At 70.9% G+C, this 15,701-nt stretch carries 13 protein-coding genes and 1 pseudogene; 12 read left to right on the forward strand and 2 right to left on the reverse strand.

The features are described from left to right. Positions 1 to 196 precede the first annotated feature (196 nt). Positions 197 to 460: pseudogene (locus ACPA54_RS29005) on the forward strand (transposase); the annotation flags it as partial. Positions 461 to 516: 56 nt separating this feature from the next. On the opposite strand, the gene ACPA54_RS29010 reads toward ACPA54_RS29005, so the two are convergent. Next, complete coding sequence (locus tag ACPA54_RS29010) at positions 517 to 918, reverse strand: hypothetical protein (protein WP_423534339.1); 402 nt, start codon at positions 916 to 918, stop codon at positions 517 to 519. Positions 919 to 945: 27 nt separating this feature from the next. Beyond that, complete coding sequence (locus ACPA54_RS29015) at positions 946 to 4,578, reverse strand: hypothetical protein (protein WP_423534340.1); 3,633 nt, start codon at positions 4,576 to 4,578, stop codon at positions 946 to 948. A gap of 298 nt (positions 4,579 to 4,876) precedes the next feature. Here ACPA54_RS29015 and ACPA54_RS29020 point away from each other — a divergent pair, with 298 nt between their 5' ends. The 11 genes from ACPA54_RS29020 (at position 4,877) to ACPA54_RS29070 (ending at position 15,700) form a co-directional block, all read left to right on the forward strand. Further along, positions 4,877 to 6,409, forward strand: coding sequence for a phage tail sheath family protein (locus ACPA54_RS29020; RefSeq protein ID WP_423534341.1), 1,533 nt, complete (start codon positions 4,877 to 4,879; stop codon positions 6,407 to 6,409). Between the two features lie 18 nt (positions 6,410 to 6,427). Then, positions 6,428 to 6,871, forward strand: a complete 444-nt coding sequence (locus ACPA54_RS29025) for a phage tail protein (RefSeq protein WP_423534342.1) — start codon at positions 6,428 to 6,430, stop codon at positions 6,869 to 6,871. Continuing rightward, a complete protein-coding gene (locus ACPA54_RS29030) occupies positions 6,871 to 7,332 on the forward strand; it encodes a hypothetical protein (RefSeq protein ID WP_423534343.1) in 462 nt (153 codons plus the stop codon). The genes ACPA54_RS29025 and ACPA54_RS29030 overlap by 1 nt, the downstream gene beginning before the upstream one ends. Next, positions 7,329 to 7,472 carry a DUF6760 family protein gene (locus ACPA54_RS29035; RefSeq protein WP_345678816.1) on the forward strand — a complete coding sequence of 48 codons (144 nt, stop codon included), beginning with the start codon at positions 7,329 to 7,331 and terminating at the stop codon, positions 7,470 to 7,472. Before ACPA54_RS29030 ends, ACPA54_RS29035 begins: the two co-directional genes overlap by 4 nt. Positions 7,473 to 7,625: 153 nt before the next feature. Then, complete coding sequence (locus ACPA54_RS29040; RefSeq protein ID WP_423534344.1) at positions 7,626 to 9,773, forward strand: hypothetical protein; 2,148 nt, start codon at positions 7,626 to 7,628, stop codon at positions 9,771 to 9,773. A gap of 131 nt (positions 9,774 to 9,904) precedes the next feature. Next, positions 9,905 to 10,336, forward strand: a complete 432-nt coding sequence (locus tag ACPA54_RS29045) for a phage tail protein (protein WP_345678814.1) — start codon at positions 9,905 to 9,907, stop codon at positions 10,334 to 10,336. 3 nt (positions 10,337 to 10,339) lie between these two features. Next, positions 10,340 to 11,128 carry a CIS tube protein gene (locus tag ACPA54_RS29050; protein WP_423534345.1) on the forward strand — a complete coding sequence of 263 codons (789 nt, stop codon included), beginning with the start codon at positions 10,340 to 10,342 and terminating at the stop codon, positions 11,126 to 11,128. A 4-nt stretch (positions 11,129 to 11,132) separates the two neighbouring features. Next, entirely contained in the window at positions 11,133 to 13,049 is a 1,917-nt protein-coding gene (locus ACPA54_RS29055; protein WP_423534346.1) for a VgrG-related protein, read from the forward strand. A gap of 14 nt (positions 13,050 to 13,063) precedes the next feature. Continuing rightward, positions 13,064 to 13,336 (forward strand): PAAR domain-containing protein, encoded by a 273-nt coding sequence (locus tag ACPA54_RS29060; RefSeq protein ID WP_423534347.1) that lies wholly within the window; start codon positions 13,064 to 13,066, stop codon positions 13,334 to 13,336. A 4-nt stretch (positions 13,337 to 13,340) separates the two neighbouring features. Beyond that, on the forward strand, positions 13,341 to 13,748 hold the full coding sequence (locus ACPA54_RS29065) for a GPW/gp25 family protein (protein WP_345678810.1): 408 nt from the start codon (positions 13,341 to 13,343) through the stop codon (positions 13,746 to 13,748). After that, complete coding sequence (locus ACPA54_RS29070) at positions 13,745 to 15,700, forward strand: putative baseplate assembly protein (protein WP_423534348.1); 1,956 nt, start codon at positions 13,745 to 13,747, stop codon at positions 15,698 to 15,700. Before ACPA54_RS29065 ends, ACPA54_RS29070 begins: the two co-directional genes overlap by 4 nt. The last annotated feature ends 1 nt before the right edge of the window (position 15,701 follow it).

Below are 15,701 nucleotides of genomic sequence, written 5' to 3' on the forward strand. Positions count from 1 at the left end.
ACGGGACGGCGTGCCTGCATCGCCCCTTCGGCCGCCGCCCACTCCAGCCACAGATCGTGACGTTGGCTGTCAGAGCCGGTGAGAAGGCGGCTGTGGCCACCGGTGATCGTCGTGAGTTGTGTGGACCAACGAAGAGACGGTGGCCCCATGTCACAGCGTAGATCCCGCCCGCCGGCGGGATGCGTTCGAGGGCTTGATGGGCCGGATCGCGGGGCGCTTCACCCGGGTCGAACCCCGGCGCAGGGCGGCGCGGTTGGTACTCGGGCTGTTGTCGGACCTGCCGAGAAAGAACTGCTGGACCATCGCCGAGTGGGCGGGCGAGACCACTCCGGACGGCATGCAGCACCTGTTGAGCAGGGCCACATGGGATGCCGATCAGGTCCGCGACGACGTGTGCGGTTACGTGGTGGAGCACCTGCACGACGACCAGGCGGTGCTGGTAGTCGACGAGACCGGCGACGATTACCGGCGACAAGCCACATCCCAGGCATGAAGACCACCTCTACAGCTGGAGTACTAGGCACCATCGGGCCGGACGGGAATCCACTCGTCGTCCTCGTCGGCGCCCGGTGGCTCCGCATAGACGGCGAAGTGCCGCGCGGCCTCGCCGACGAACTCGCGGAAATTATCGACGGTGATCCGCGACGGCCAGTCGGCCAGCAGCGCGACCAAGGCTTCGACCTCCTCGCCGTATTCCACGCTGATGCGGAGGCCGCGGCCGTCGCTGACGCGAGTGAACTCGAACAGGACCCGCTGCGCGAATCCCTCGTGGTCCAGATGGACCCGCAGGCCTGCGTTGACCATTTCGAAGTCCGCCACGCCGACGAGCTGGTGGCGTTCGGTCGGGTTCCATCCGGATGCGGTGAGCCGGGTCAGCTCCTCGTCGCCGGAGTCGTCCAGGAGACGGTCGAGATCCATGGTGCCAACTTTCGCAGATCGCGGGACTCAGCCCAACTTGACGATCGGTTCTTTGAGGTTCTTTTCGTGGGTCGCCGCGAAGTCGTGCGACCGGCGCAGCAGATCCTGGAACGCGTCGGTGGGGATCAACAGCGAGCTGTCGGCGTTCTTCGTCGCGAGATGCCCCTGCTGGTAGAGCTTGTCGAACGCCATGTCCGCCAGAATGTCTTCGCGCACTTCGATACCGGCTTGCCGCATGACCTGCAGCCCGTCCAGGGCCGCCGTGCTGTTCTTGCCCTTGTACGCCGCGAGCGAATACACCACCGGCCGGACGCTCACATTCGCCGCCACCTGTCGCGCCAAGCCGTCGAAGCCGCCGATCTTCTCCCCGCACGGCTCGCACGGACTGCGGGTCACCTTGATGGTGAAATCGCCGCTCAGCGGCTGATTGGCGACCATTTTGGCGACGAGGGCGGGGTCGACGTGCGGCAGATTCCCGGATTTCAGCTTCCGGAGCACGATGAGGACGTCTCGGATCAACTTGGCTTCGGCGTGATGCCAGTCGTCGGCTTTCGGGTCGATGGCGGTTTTACCGCTGCGCCGTATGCCGAGCGGTATGTCGACCCCGCCGAGTCGGAGGCTCCCCGCCGCTGCGGTGGGCGTGTCCATGTTCGCGAAGTCGAGGTCCTTGGCCGTGAACGACATCTTGAGGTGCCGGTTCTTGAGCTGGATCCGCGCCGTGAGCGCGGGCAGCTTCGGACTTGCCGTGACGTAGATCCGGTACTTGCCCGGTGCATTCGCGATCGGCTGGACATCGAGTTCCTTGAGCCCGGCCTTGCGGTACTTGGCGTACACACCGTGGATGACCGGAGAGACCGCGCCCGGTTCGTTTTCCCCGGAGAGCCTGCTTTCGAGTTCGGCGACGACCTTGGCGCGGACATCGGGATCCTTCTTGCCGCCGTCCTTCTCGTCCTTGCCGTCTTTGTCGTTCTTGCCCTTGCCGGTGTTCTGCGGCTCGTCGTCCTGCTTGTCCCGATCCTTCTTGCCGGGGCCCTTCTTGTCCTTGCGCCCGAACTTGTCCTTCAGTTTCTGCTTGCCCGACGCGTACTTGTCCTTGAGCTTGTCCTTGCCGGCCTTGAGCTTGTCCTTCGTGGGCTTGAGCTTGGCCTTGAGCTTGTTCCAGATCCGCTTTCCAGCCGCGGCGATCTTGTCGACGATTTTGTCGATGGCCCGGTTGACCGGCTTCGAGACGGACTGGATGGCCTTCTTGACTTTGTCGGCGAGGCCGCCGACGCCCAGCAGGGCGGCGAGGACGCCGATCAGGACCGGGATGCTCTTGGCCAGGGCGTTCTCGACCAGAGCCGGGACGCCGCCGCCTCCGCCGTCGGCGATGGCGATGACGGCGTCCAGGACGGTGTTGACGAACTCGATGATCTGGGCGCCCTGCGTCACGATGAACGTGACGATGTCGATGATCGCCTTGACGGCCTTCACGAACGCCGACGCCGGGTTGAAGAGGGAAATGACCCAGGTGATCCCGGCGATCAGGACCGTCGGGATCAGGAACGCGGCGATCTTCTCCAGCAACGTCGCCTTGAGGTCGCCGACTTCCGCCGCGATGTGGTCGACGGCGCCCGCCGGGCCCTCCTTGGCCAGCGCCGACGCGACCGGCACCGAGGACTCCACCGCGGTCATCGCCTGGTCGGGGACGCCCTTGCGGGTGATCCGGGACTTGATGTTCTCCCAGGTCAGCCCCAGCAGCGAGGCGATGAGCCCGATGATGCCCTTGAGGTCGAACTTCGACGGGATCTCGATGCCCGAACTCGCCGACACCCCGAGCAGCCAGGAGACCAGGCCCTTCTTCAGGTGGTCGCCGATGTTCTGCAGGAACCGCTGGAGGCCGTCGCCGACCGCCGAGACGAGGTTCTTGAGGAAGCCGATCGGGTCCTTGATGATCTTCATGACCGCGCTCGCGGCCTTGGCCAGGACCCCGAGGAGCATGTCCTTCAGCTCCATGATGGTCTTGATGACGCCCACCACGGCGTCCTTGACCTTGTCCCAGAGGCCCTTGTTCTCCTCCTGGAGCTTCTTGATCTCCTCGTCGATCTTGTTGAGCGCGTCGGTGTACTTCTGGGCGAGGTCGGTGACGAGCTGCTGGGACTTCTCGTCGACCTGGGAGTCGAGGTCGTCGAACTTCCCGGCGAAGTCCTTCGCGGCGTCCTCGCCGAACTTCTTGAGGTCGGCGGGGAGTTTGTCGACCTCGGCTTTGAGGTCCCGGCGTCCTTGGGAGATGCGGTCCTTGGCTTTGCCGAGTTCGGTGCCGATGACGTCGGCGACGTCCGAGATGACGCCCTGCATCTTCGCGACGTAGAGCTTGCGTGACTCGGCGAAGATCTCGTTCGCCTCGGCCGGCATGCCCAGGAGCTTGTCCTTCGCCCACTTGAGCTTCCCGGTGAAGCCCGAATAGCGCTTGTCCTTGTACGCCTTCATCCGCCGCTTGTGGTCGGCGGTGAAGGCGTCCCGGGCGGCCTTCTCGCCGGCGTCGAACTTGTCGTCGACCAGCTTGTCGAGGCCCGACAGCGTCGACTCGACGTCCTTCTTGGTGGCGTCGAAGACCTTCTGGAGCTTCGCGGTGACCTCGGCGCGCTTCTGCTCGTCCTTCGACTTGGTGTCGCCCTTGCCGCCGTCGACGGCCTTGCCCGCCTGCTGCCGCGTAGCGGTGAGCTTCTCGACGGCCTGCGCGCCGACCGCCGCCGCGCCCTGCTTGGCCGCGTCGCGCTGCTTGTCCTCGGCGGTGCGGGCCTGCGTCGGGGCCTTCGCGGAGTGCTGCTCGCCCTCCTTCTTCGCTGACAGCGCATCGTCGAACTCGGGCTCGTTGCCCTTCTTCAACTGGTCGTCGGTGACCTCCGCATCGGCCATCTGCCGGTCGGTGTCCTGCTTCCCCTCCGAGAAGTCGGTCACCGCGGCGGGCTGCTTGTCGGGCACCGCGCCCGCCGGGTCCGGGGCACCAGGGTTGGCGGGTGCCTGGTCCGGCTGCATCGGGGTGACCGGTTTGTCCTTGGCCTTGGACGTGTCCGGCGCGGCCTTGGTGGTCGTCGCGATGTCCTTGGCGGACTTCTCCTTGCCCTGGCCGACCTGCCCGTCGACTTCGCCCTTGACCTTCTCGGCCTTGCCGGAGCCGGAGAACTTGTCGGCCTCGTCGAGGTTCTTCGGGGCCTGCTTGGCGATTGCCTCGTTGACCGCTTTGACGAACGCGGCCTTGTCGAACCCGCCCGGCTTGGCCGCGTTCATCTTCTCGGCCTGCGCCGCCTTGCCTTGCGCTTCCTTGTCGTCCGGGGGCGCGACGGCGGCGTCCTGGGCCGACTTCGACTCCGTGGCCGCCGGGTGGTGCGTGCCGATGTGCCGCTTCTTGGCGGCGACTTCGTTCTGGGTTTTGCGGAAGCCGGGGGCGTGTGCGGGCGGCGGCTTGACGATCGGGGCATAGCGCTGCGCCACGAGGCGGGCCACCGCCTTGTTGCCCGCGCCTCCCGCGGCGAGACGTTGGACGCTGCGGCGGTCGAGGCGGGGCGCCGACGCCGACGCGGCGGCGACCGGCTCGGCGGATGCCGTTTCCGGCGGGCTCGCGGCATGCGGGCGCGGGTCCCGGGAGGGCACCTCCCGGTCCTCGTGCGGGGCTTTCACGCACGCTCCCGTTCGCTGCCGGCGCACATGCCCTCCACGCTGCGGGTGCGTGCCCGGCGGCGGCGAGGCCGCACGGGCAGGCGTGTGGGCACAGTTGGCTGCCCGCAGCCGCCGCGACCGCGGAAGCGGTGCCCGCGGCAGGCGGCCGCTTTGGGTGCGGGCTTGCCTGTTCGGGCAGTTCGCGGTGTACGGCCGGGCGGTCGCCGCGGCGTTCCGCAAGATCCCGTTTCGTGGCGACAATCCAACTCGGCCATGGCCTCGGTCGGGGGCGCGGGAAGGCACGGGAGGAAGACACCACATGCCGTCGTATCTGTCGCCGGGCGTCTACATCGAGGAGATGGAGTCCGGCTCGCGGCCGATCGAGGGAGTGGGCACCTCGGTCGCGGCGTTCATCGGCTTCGCGGAGCGGGGGCCGGTGAACGAGCCGGTGCTGATCACGAACTGGAGCCAGTTCACCACGACTTTCGGCGACTTCGTCGAAGGTACCTATCTGGCGTCGGCGGTGTACGGATTCTTCGCCAACGGAGGCGGGATCTGCTACGTCGTCCGCATCGGCGCGCGGTCCGCGGCCGACGGCACCGACGCCGTCGAGGCCGCCGCGCAAGCGCAGCTCGGCGCGTATGTGGTCCGGACGCTGCCCGGCGTCACCGGCGACATCACCGTCGAGATCGGCGACCCGGAGGGCGAGAGCCCGCCGCAGGAGGCCTTCCGGCTCGTGGTGCGTCGGGACGGGGAGCCCGTCGAGACGTATCCGGCCGTCACCGCACGCAAGGGCAAGGACAATGCCGCGACCCAGGTCAACGCGCGGTCGCGGGTCGTGAACCTCGAGGAGACCGCCGCGCGCGGTGCCGCGGCGGCGCGTCCGGCCGCGCAGACCGTCGCCCTCGCCCCGCCGCCCGGCGCGGGCGGGGCGCTCGCCGCGCCGACGGCCGAGGACTACGTCGGCGACGCGGATCAGCGCACCGGCTTCAGCGGCCTGGAGGCCGTCGACGAGGTCACGATGGTGGCCGTCCCGGACCTGATGAGCGCCTACGAGAACGGCGCGATCGACCTGGACACGGTGACGGCCGTCCAACAAGCCCTCATCACGCACTGCGAGCTGATGGGCGACCGCATCGCGATCCTCGACCCGCCGCCCGCACTGAGCCCGCAGCAGCTCAAGACGTGGCGTACCGACACCGCCGGCTTCGACTCGAAGTACGCGGCGCTGTACTACCCGTGGATCCGCGTCCTCGACCCGTCCACCGGGCGCAAGGTGATGATCCCGCCCAGCGGCCACATGGCCGGTGTGTGGGCTCGTAACGACGACACACGCGGCGTGCACAAGGCCCCGGCGAACGAAGTGGTCCGCGGCGCGGTCGCGCTCGCCACCGCGCTCACCAAGGGCGAGCACGACCTGCTCAACCCGATCGGCGTCAACTGCATACGGGCCTTCCCCGGACGCGGCATTCGCGTATGGGGCGCACGCACGCTGTCCGGCGACGCCGCGTGGCGGTACCTGAACGTGCGAAGGCTGTTCAACTACCTGGAGGAGTCGATCCTCTCCGGTACCCAGTGGGTGGTCTTCGAGCCGAACGACGACGCGCTGTGGGCCCGCGTGCGGCGCACGATCTCCGCGTTCCTGGTCAACGAGTGGCGCAAGGGCGCCTTGTTCGGCCTCACCCCCGACGAGGCCTTCTACGTCAAATGCGACCGCGAGACCAACCCGCCGGAGAGCATCGACGCCGGGCAGGTCGTCTGCGAGATCGGGATCGCCCCGGTGAAGCCGGCCGAGTTCGTGGTGTTCCGCCTGGCGCAGCTCTCCGGCGGCACCGGCGGGATCGACGAGTAACCGAAGGAGCGAAGCAGGATGCCACTTCCCGATCTCGACAGCTCGGTAGGCCACGCGTTCGGCCTCGAGTTCGACAGCGTGCTCATCAGGCAGATCACCGAGGTGAGCGGCCTGAAGATGGAGCAGGACGTCATCGAGCTGAAGCAGAACACCTTCGACGGCAAGTACGCGGTCAAGAAGCTCCCCGGCAAGCCGAAGGCGGGCGAGGTCACCGTGAGCCGCGGCCTGACCGAGGACAGCAGTTTCGAACGCTGGGTCAAGGACTCGCGGTTCGGCCGGATGACCGGCGCGCGCCGCAACGGCGCGATCATCGTCTACGACTACGAGGGCCTGCCGATCAAGCGCTACAAGCTGATCAACGCGTGGCCCAAGTCCCTGGAGATCAGCACCCTGAAGGCCGGGGACACGTCGGTGATCACCGAGAAGCTGGTGATCACGTACGAAAGCCTGGAGGTCGAGTAGTGCGCCGCACGATCGGCGCGACGGCCCCGGTCGGCGAGCTGCCGGACGACGCGACGGCGCCGGCACCGGTGTCCGCGGGACCGCCGCGGGCACTGCGCACCGAGTTCGACTTCGAGCTGCCGCGGGGGTACGTCGACGCCCGGGGTGTCGTGCACCGCAGCGGCACGATGCGGCTCGCCACCGCGCGGGACGAACTCGTGCCGCTGCGGGACGACCGGGTTCGGGAGAACCCGGCGTACCTGTCGGTGGTGCTGATCTCGCGCGTGCTGACCCGGCTGGGGACGCTCGACGAGATACATCCGGGGATCGTCGAAGACCTGTTCGCGTCGGACCTGGCGTTCCTGCAGGACTTCTACCGGCGGATCAACGCGGAGGGGCACACCCGGGCGGCCGTGACCTGCCCGTCGTGCCAGGAGGGCTTCGTGGTGGATCTCGCCGGTGGCCGCCTGGGGGAATCGTGACGTACGCGGCCGACCGGATCCACGAGGAAGTCGCGTACTTGGCCTACCACTTCCACTGGTCGTTGGACGACCTGCTGGATCTCGAGCATGCGGATCGGCTGGCTTACGTGGCGCAGGTGGCGCGGTTGAACGCGGGGTAGGCGGCGCTCGGGCGACGGCAAAGTGCTTGTCGACCGGCGTCGGACGTGGATCAGGTCCGCTCGCCCGTCACCGTGGTCCACGCCGCGTGAGCGATGGCGCGGGAGCGGAGCTGTTCCGGCGGGGCGATCCGACCGTTGGGGGAGGTGTGGTGCATGGGGTTGGTGTCGTGGTGGCGAGGGCGCGCCGGGGCTTCCGACGGGGCTTCCGACGGGGCTTTTGACGGAGCCACGGACGGGGCCGAAGGCAGCACGAGTGGTGCCGCCGAGGGCGCTTCCGCGGGGGAGGGCCCCGCTCCGGTCCGCGAAGCACCCGCGTGGCCGCGGCTGCCTCCGCTCCAGCGGACGCTGTCCGGTGCCGCGCTGACGATCGATCCGACAGGCTTCCAGGGGGCGTTGACGACGCGCCGGGACAACACGTTGGGCACGCCGCTGGGGCACCTGGTGGATCCGGCTGCGCCGGCGGGCCTGGCGCACGGCATCGCGGAGTCGGCCGCAGGCGGCGGAGCCGCGGCGGGTGGAGCGACGTCGTCGGACGGCACGGAATCGTCGGGTACGTCGGTCGCCCGCACGGTTTCCGGCGGCGCGGCGGCGCCCGTGGTGCCGCGCGCCGTTGCCTTCCCCGCGCCGCCTGCGCCCGTCGACATGCCGATGCCGCGGGCGATTCCGCTCCAGCGGGCGACGCCGGACTCGATGGTGGCGGCGCCCGTCGACGCCGGGCCCTCGTGGCATGTCCCTCACGCTCCCGTGCCCGAGGGCGGGTTCGCTGTGCCGCCACGCGGCCACGGCGACCTGCCGGACGGGCGAGACGCGACCGGCTCGGGGCCGTCGGTGCAGGCAGCGCCGGCCGGCGGGGACGGCACCGGGCTGCCGGGCCTGCCCGGTCCCGGCCAGGTGGACGCCGGGACCTCCCCCCGGCCCCCCTCGGCCACAGACGCCGCGGTCGCCGTCGACCCCCCAGCCGACCGCACGCCGCCGGGCATGCCGGTGCAGCGCGGACGCGGCGCGGGCGGCACGGGGTCGATGACGTTCCGGCCCGGCTTGCACACCGGACCCGGGGCGACGCTGGGACTCGGTGCCCCGCTGTCCGAACTGCCGCAGACCGCACAGCGATCGGCAGCCGCCCGCACGGGGCCGGGGGCTCCGGCGCCGGGTGCCGCGGACGGCGGGGCGGCCACCGGCGGTTCCGCGGATCAGCCGGTGGCGCCCCTCCTGGGCGGCGCCGCGCCGTCGTCCGGCGACTCGGGAGACGCGGAGAGGGGTCTTCCAGGCCCGGGCACGGACGCCGCGCAGCGGGCGGTGGACCCGGCGTCGGCCCTCGGCGACGCCGGGCGACTCGGTGGGGCTCCGACCGGCTCCGGCGGCTTCGGCCGGAGTGCCGCGGGGATGCCGGCCGCGCGCGGGGGAGATGCCCTGGGGTCCGTTGCCGCGTCGCGGGGCTCCGGGGGATACCTCCAGCGGTCGCCGGACCCGCTCGGGGCGCGAGGTGCCGCGTCGGACGTGGGAGCGTCCGCGTCCTCGTCCGGGTCTCACACGATCGCGGGGGCAGATCCCAGCACCTCCTTCTCCGCCTTCCCCGCGCCGCTGCTCCCGCCCGCGTCACCCCTGCCCGTGGCGCAATTGCTCGCCGGCCGCAGCCTGCCGCTGTACTCCGGCGCGCAGGTCCCGGGTTCGGTCCCGTCGAGTGTCGGCGCGGGATCGTCCGGTAGCCCCGCCGGGCTCGCCGACAGCGCGGGCCCTCGGGCGGTACCGGTGCGCTGGGAGCCCGCGGACACGGTTCTCCGGACGTCGGTGCAGCGCACCGCGGCCGCGGGAGCAGCGTGGGACGGAAAACGGGGCGCGTCGTCGGGCGCCCCCGCCGTCGGTCCCGCGGCCCACGCAACCGCGCCCGGCACCACCCTCCAACGCTCCGCCGCCACCACCCACCCCACCGCCGGCGACACCGCTCTGGCCGCCGGTCTCGGACACCGGGCCGCCGACGGCTCCGTGGTGTTCGACCTCCCTCTTCAACGCGCCGAGGAAGGCGAGACCGGTATCGAACCCGAGCCCGCCGCCGACCCGGCCACGCCGGATCAGCCGACCTCGACGGCGATCCCCACCGCCCCCGGGGACCCGGCCGAGCCCATGGGGCAGCCCACCGAGCAGCAACCGCCGCCCCAAGGCCAGGAGAAAGCCCCCGACAAACCGCCGGCCGTCACCGACGACCTGGTCCGCGCCCTCTACACCCCCCTGAGCCGCATGCTGCGTGCCGATCTGCGGTTGGAGCGCGAGCGCGCCGGCTTCCTCATCGACACCCGGCATTGACCGCGGCATCGACCGTGACATCGACATCGAACACCCACATCGACATCGAGCATCGACCTTGACAGCGACATCGACCGCGACCCGTCCGTCGCATCCGCCGCCGCCCGTACCGAAAGCCCGAGGGGGACGCCTTGTCCGTCACCGATGACCCCGCGGTCAGCGTCTGCTTCGTCGTCACGATCGACGGCATCGAGCTGGGTTCCTTCAACACTTGCGAAGGCCTCGGCTGCGAGGTTGTCCTCGAACAGCGCGAGGAGGGCGGAAACAACGGCCACGTCTGGCAGTTGCCGACCCGGCTCAAGTACTCGAAGGTCAAGCTCTCGCGCCCGTTGACGCGCGAGACCGAGAAGGTCGCGCGGTGGTTCGCCAGCATGACGACCGGGTTCAAGCGGCGTACCGCGCACATCGAGGCCCGCACCGGGGACGGGCAGACGGTGGCCACCTGGGGCCTGTTGGAGGTCATCCCGGTGCGCTGGAGCGGGCCGACGTTCAACCCGGACTCGCCGAAGGTCGCCATCGAAACCATCGAGATCGTGCACCACGGCTACGTGATGGGAGCGTGAGCCGTGACGTCGCCGATCGCGTTCAGTGCCGCCGGGACCGGGCCCGCCGCGGGCGCCGGAAGGGGTGGTACGCGGCCGAAGCTGGAGCACGCGTTCCTGGAACTGCGCACGCCGCCGACGGGCGGCGGTCTGACGCCCGGACCGCCGTGCGGGCGCGTCGACTTCCAGTTCAACCCGAAGGAACTCACGCTCACCAAGGCCGCTTCGTGGAAGCGGACGCCCGCCAAGGGCGCCAAGAGCGCGGGGCCGCCGGAGTACCAGGGCCCACAGCCGAGCAAGCTCAAGCTCGAAGTGTTCTTCGATGCGAGTGACACGCAGGACAACAGTGTGGTCAAGGCCGTCGAGCAGTTGTTCGCGTGCTGCGTACCGACGGGGGAGACGCGGCAGCAGAAGAAGGCGTCGCCGCCGTGGGTGGTCTTCCACTGGGGCGGGCTCACCGGGTTCCCCGCGTACGTGAGCCAAGTGCAGGCCAAATACACGCTGTTCACGACGTCCGGGGTGCCGATCCGGGCGGTGTGCCAGGTGTCGATCGAGGAGATCAGCGGCGAGACGCCCGGGCAGAACCCGACGTCGGGTGCGCTGGCCGCGCAGCGCGTGCACCGGCTGCGGTCGGGGGACACGCTGCAGGCGGTCGCGTACGCCGAGTACGGCGATCCGGCCGCGTGGCGCGCGATCGCCGAACTGAACGGCATCGACGACCCGATGCGGCTGGTCGCCGGCCGCGACATCATGCTGCCGGACCCCGACCGGCTGGGCCGATCCGCCGACGGCGGCCCGGCGCGGGGGTGGTGAGCCGATGCCGCACGAGAGCGTCGCGAAGTCCCTCGTCGTCGAGGTCGGCGGCAGTCCGCTGCCCGCGGATCTCGCGAACAGTCTGGTCGAGGGCTATGTGGACGACAGCCGCACACTGCCCGACCTGTTCGTGCTGCGTTTCCGTGACCCGTCGCACCTGCTGCTCGACAAGGCCGGCATCCGCATCGGCACCGAGATTCGGCTGCTCGCCCAGTCCGGCGGCCAGGGCGGGCCGAAGCCGCTGCTGGTCGGCGAAGTGACCGCGCTGGAACTGGAAGCCGACGGGACGGGCACGTTCACCGTAGTCCGCGGGCTCGACAAGTCGCACCGGCTGTTCCGCGGGCGGCGCGTCGTCGGGTACCAGAACATGACCGTGGCGGACATCTGTACACGCGTGGCCACCCGGGCCGGGCTTGCCGCGGGCACCATCGACGTGTCCGGGCCGGTGCTCGCGCACGTGGCGCAAGCGAACGTCACCGACTGGGAGTTCCTGCGCACGCTGGCCGACGAGGCGGGCGCGGAAGCATACGTCGTCGACGGCAAGCTCAACGTGACCCGGCCTACCGCACCCGACAAGGCCCCCGACGCTTCCGTGCGCGCGGAACGGAACCCGCTCGTCCTGGAGTTGGGCGACAACCTGGTGCGCTGCCGGGCTTCGGTCAGCGCCGCCGAACAGGTCACCTCCGTCGAAGTCCGCGGGTGGGACGCCAAGACGCAGCAGCCGCTGGTCGGCCGCGCGGAAGCGGGCAAGGCCGCGACCCTGGACCTGGGGGTCAGCGCCGCGGAGGTCACGCAGCCGTTCGGCGAGGCCGACTATGTGGTGACCGACACCGTCTACGCCGAACAGGCACAGGTCGACCAGGCCGCCAAGGCCCTCGCCGAGCGCATCGCCGGATCGTTCGCCGAACTGGACGCGGTGATCCGCGGCAATCCGGAGGTCCGGGCCGGCGGGGCGGTGACGCTCGCCGGGGTCGGAAAGCCGTTCGAGGGCCGCTACACCGTCACCTCGTCCCGGCACGTGTTCGACCCGGTACGCGGCTACGAAACGTGGATCACCGTCTCCGGACGCCAGGAACGCTCCCTGTTCGGCCTCACCCAGGGCACCGGCACCAAGGCCGCCGCACCCGACCGCGTGCCGGGATTGGTCGTCGGCCTGGTCACCGACACCCAGGACCCGGCGGGGCTGACCCGGGTGAAGGTGAAGTTCCCCTGGCTGTCCGAGGATTACGCGAGCGACTGGGCCCGCACCGCGCAGTCGGCCGGCGGCGACGCGGCGATGTTCCACCCGGAGGTCGGCGACGAGGTGCTGGTCGGCTTCGAACAGGGGCATCTCGACCGGCCGTACGTGCTCGGCGCTCTGAAGAGCGGCACAAGCGGTGGGAGTTCGCCCGCGACACCACCGGGCGGCGGCGCCCCGCAGCCGGGTTCGCCGTCCGCTCCCGGAGCAGCCCCGGATTCCCCGGCCGTCGACGGGACGAGCGGTGCCGTGAACCGCCGTTCCTTCGGCTCACCGAGCGGCAACCGCCTCGACCTGCTGGACGCCGCCAACGGCCCGCAAGGCGTCCGCATGGTCACCGGCGACGGCAAGCTCACGCTCGACCTGGACCGCAAGGGCACGAAGATCACCGTGCACAGCGACGGAACCGTGGAGATCAAGGCGGAGCAGCAGGTCACCATCGACGCCGGGAACGGCGTCAAGCTCGACGCGGGCCAAGGCGCCCTCGAACTGCACGGCAGCTCGGTCAAGCTGAGCGCCGCGTCCGGTCTCGAACTCGACGGCGGCAACGGGCGCCTCACGGTCACCACAACCGGCGCGCTCGACGTGCAAGGCGCGCAGCTCGGGCTGCACGGAACCAGCCGTACCGAGATCCAGGGCGGCGCAACGTGCGCCATCAACGCCGGACTCGTCACGATCAATTGAGGGGACGGAACGCCATGCCAGCCGCCGCACGAGTCGGCGACCCGACCGGACACCCGGGCGCGGTCGGCCCGCCCGGCGTCCCGACCGTCCTGATCGGCGGACGACCCGCCGCTACCGTCGGGACCACGCACACGTGCTCGGGCATGCACCCGCCGTCGACGCTGCTGCCGCCCGGCTGCCCGACCGTGCTCATCGGCGGACGCCCCGCCGCCCGCGTGGGCGATGTCGCCGGATGCGGCGCGGCGGTCGTCTCCGGATACCCGAGCGTGCAGATCGGCGGAAGGTGACCGCATGGGGACCCAATTCATCGGCGCGGGCTGGGCGTTCCCGCCGCACACCGATGCCACCGGCCGCGTCGCGCTGGCGCGCGGCGAACGCGAGATCGAGGAGGCGATCCGGCTGATCCTCGGCACCGCACCCGGCGAACGGCCGATGCGCCCGGAGTTCGGATGCGCCGTCCACGACTACGTGTTCGCCCCCGCCGACGTCGGCACCGCCGGGCAACTCGCCTACGAGGTACGGCTGGCACTGGAGCGCTGGGAGCCGCGCATCGACGTCGCCGAAGTGTCCGTACGCTTCGACGCCGTCGACGACGGCGTCCTCTACATCGACATCCGCTACGCCATCCGCGGCACGAACGATCCGCGGAACCTGGTCTTCCCCTTCTATGTGATCCCCCGGCACGAGGAGGGGTTGTGAACCTGCCCGCGCCCAACCTGGACGACCGCCGCTTCCAAGGCCTCGTCGACGACGCGAAACGCCTGGTGCAGCGCCGGTGCCCGGAGTGGACGGACCACAACGTGTCCGACCCCGGGGTCACGCTGATCGAGGCGTTCGCCGGGATGGTCGACGAACTGCTGTACCGGCTCAACCGGGTGCCGGACAAGAACTACCTGGCGTTCCTCGACCTGATCGGCGTGCGCCTGCACCCGCCGACCGCGGCCCGCACCAAGGCGACCTTCCGGCTGTCCGCCCCACAGCCGGAGACCGTCACGGTGCGGGCCGGCACCGAGGTCGCGACGGTCCGGACCGAGACCGACGAGGCGGTGGTCTTCACCACCGTCGGCGACCTCGCCGTCGTACCGTGCTCGTTGGCGCACCTGGCGACCAGGACCGCGTCCGGCACCGACGTGGACCGCACCGACGAACTCGCGCTCGCCCGCGACGTGCCGTGCTTCGGCAGCACGCCCGCGCCCGGCGACGCGCTGTACGTCGGCCTGTCGACCGCCGTGCCCGCGTGCGTCGTGGCACTCCGTCTCGACTGCCGGGTCGAGGGCGTCGGCGTCGACCCGCGGCGGCCGCCGTTCGTGTGGGAGGCGTGGGACGGCGCCGCGTGGGCGGAATGCGAGGTCGAGGCGGACACCACCGGCGGCTTCAACCGGCCGGGCGAGGTCATCCTGCACCTGCCTGCCGCGCACGCGGTCTCGTCGGTGGCGCGGACCGCGGCGGGTTGGCTCCGCTGCCGCCTGGTCGAGGCGGTGCCGGGTCAGCCGGTCTACACGGCGTCCCCGACGGTCCGCGAACTCGTCGCGTTCACCATCGGCGGCTCCGTCGACGCGGTGCACGCCGAGACCGTCGAGGAGGAGGTGCTCGGCCTGTCGGAGGGCGTGCCCGGCCAGTACTTCGAGGTCGCCCGGCCGCCGGTGGTGCCCGGCGACGAGCCGCTCGTCGTCGACGTGGCCGACGGCGCGGGCTGGACGGCCTGGCAACGCGTCGACGACTTCGCCCACTCCGGACCCGGCGACCGGCACTTCACCCTCACCCCGGGCACCGGCCGCATCGAATTCGGCCCCGCGGTGCGCGAAGCGGACGGCAGCGTGCGGCAGTACGGCGCGGTGCCGCCGAAGGGCAGCCCGATCCGGGTCCGCGGCTACCGCACGGGCGGCGGACGACGCGGCAACGTCGCGGTCGGGGCGATCCGGGTGATGCGGACGTCCATCCCGTTCGTGTCCCGCGTCGAGAACCGGTCGCCCGCCCTCGGCGGCGTCGACGCCGAGACGATCGAGAACGCCAAGATCCGGGGCCCGATGACGCTGCGGACCCTGCACCGCGCGGTCGTCCCGCATGACTACGAGCAGATCGCCCGCCAGGCGGCCCCGGACATCGCCCGGGTGCTGTGCGTCCCCGTCGGCGACGACGCGGCGCAGGCGGGCGGGGTGCGGCTGCTGGTGATCCCCGCGGCCCCCGACGACGGGACGGGCCGCCTGCGCTTCGCCGACCTGGTGCCCCCCGAGCCGACGCTCCGGCAGATCGCCGCGCACCTGGAGGAACGGCGGCCGGTGGGAGCGCGGTTGGTGGTGCAGCCGCCGTACTACCAGGGCGTCACCGTGGTCGCCACCGTGCAGGCCACACCCGGCGCCGTCGACGACCGGCTCCGCGCGCTGGGCCTTGCCGCGCTGTACCGCTACTTCAACCCGGTGACCGGCGGGCCGGCGGGGGAGGGGTGGCCGTTCGGGCGGCCGGTGCAGGCGGGCGAGGTGTACGCGGTGCTGCAGAGCGTGCCCGGCGTCGACCTCGTCCAGGACGTCCGGCTGTTCGCGGCCGACCCGGTCACCGGCGAACGCCGCACGGAGGCCGTGAGCCGGATCGAACTACGCCCTCACGCCCTGGTGTTCTCGCACGGCCACCAGCTGCGCGTCAGGGGGGCATGAG

This window comes from Uniformispora flossi (assembly GCF_049534875.1).
GTDB lineage: Bacteria > Actinomycetota > Actinomycetes > Streptomycetales > Streptomycetaceae > Yinghuangia > Yinghuangia aomiensis.

Bases quoted from the DNA above. Each gene is read 5' to 3' on its own strand.
- ACPA54_RS29010 (WP_423534339.1), bottom strand. From the start codon at position 918: ATGGATCTCGACCGTCTCCTGGACGACTCCGGCGACGAGGAGCTGACC.
- ACPA54_RS29020 (WP_423534341.1), top strand. From the start codon at position 4,877: ATGCCGTCGTATCTGTCGCCGGGCGTCTACATCGAGGAGATGGAGTCC.
- ACPA54_RS29025 (WP_423534342.1), top strand. From the start codon at position 6,428: ATGCCACTTCCCGATCTCGACAGCTCGGTAGGCCACGCGTTCGGCCTC.
- ACPA54_RS29040 (WP_423534344.1), top strand. From the start codon at position 7,626: ATGGGGTTGGTGTCGTGGTGGCGAGGGCGCGCCGGGGCTTCCGACGGG.
- ACPA54_RS29055 (WP_423534346.1), top strand. From the start codon at position 11,133: ATGCCGCACGAGAGCGTCGCGAAGTCCCTCGTCGTCGAGGTCGGCGGC.
- ACPA54_RS29060 (WP_423534347.1), top strand. From the start codon at position 13,064: ATGCCAGCCGCCGCACGAGTCGGCGACCCGACCGGACACCCGGGCGCG.
- ACPA54_RS29065 (WP_345678810.1), top strand. From the start codon at position 13,341: ATGGGGACCCAATTCATCGGCGCGGGCTGGGCGTTCCCGCCGCACACC.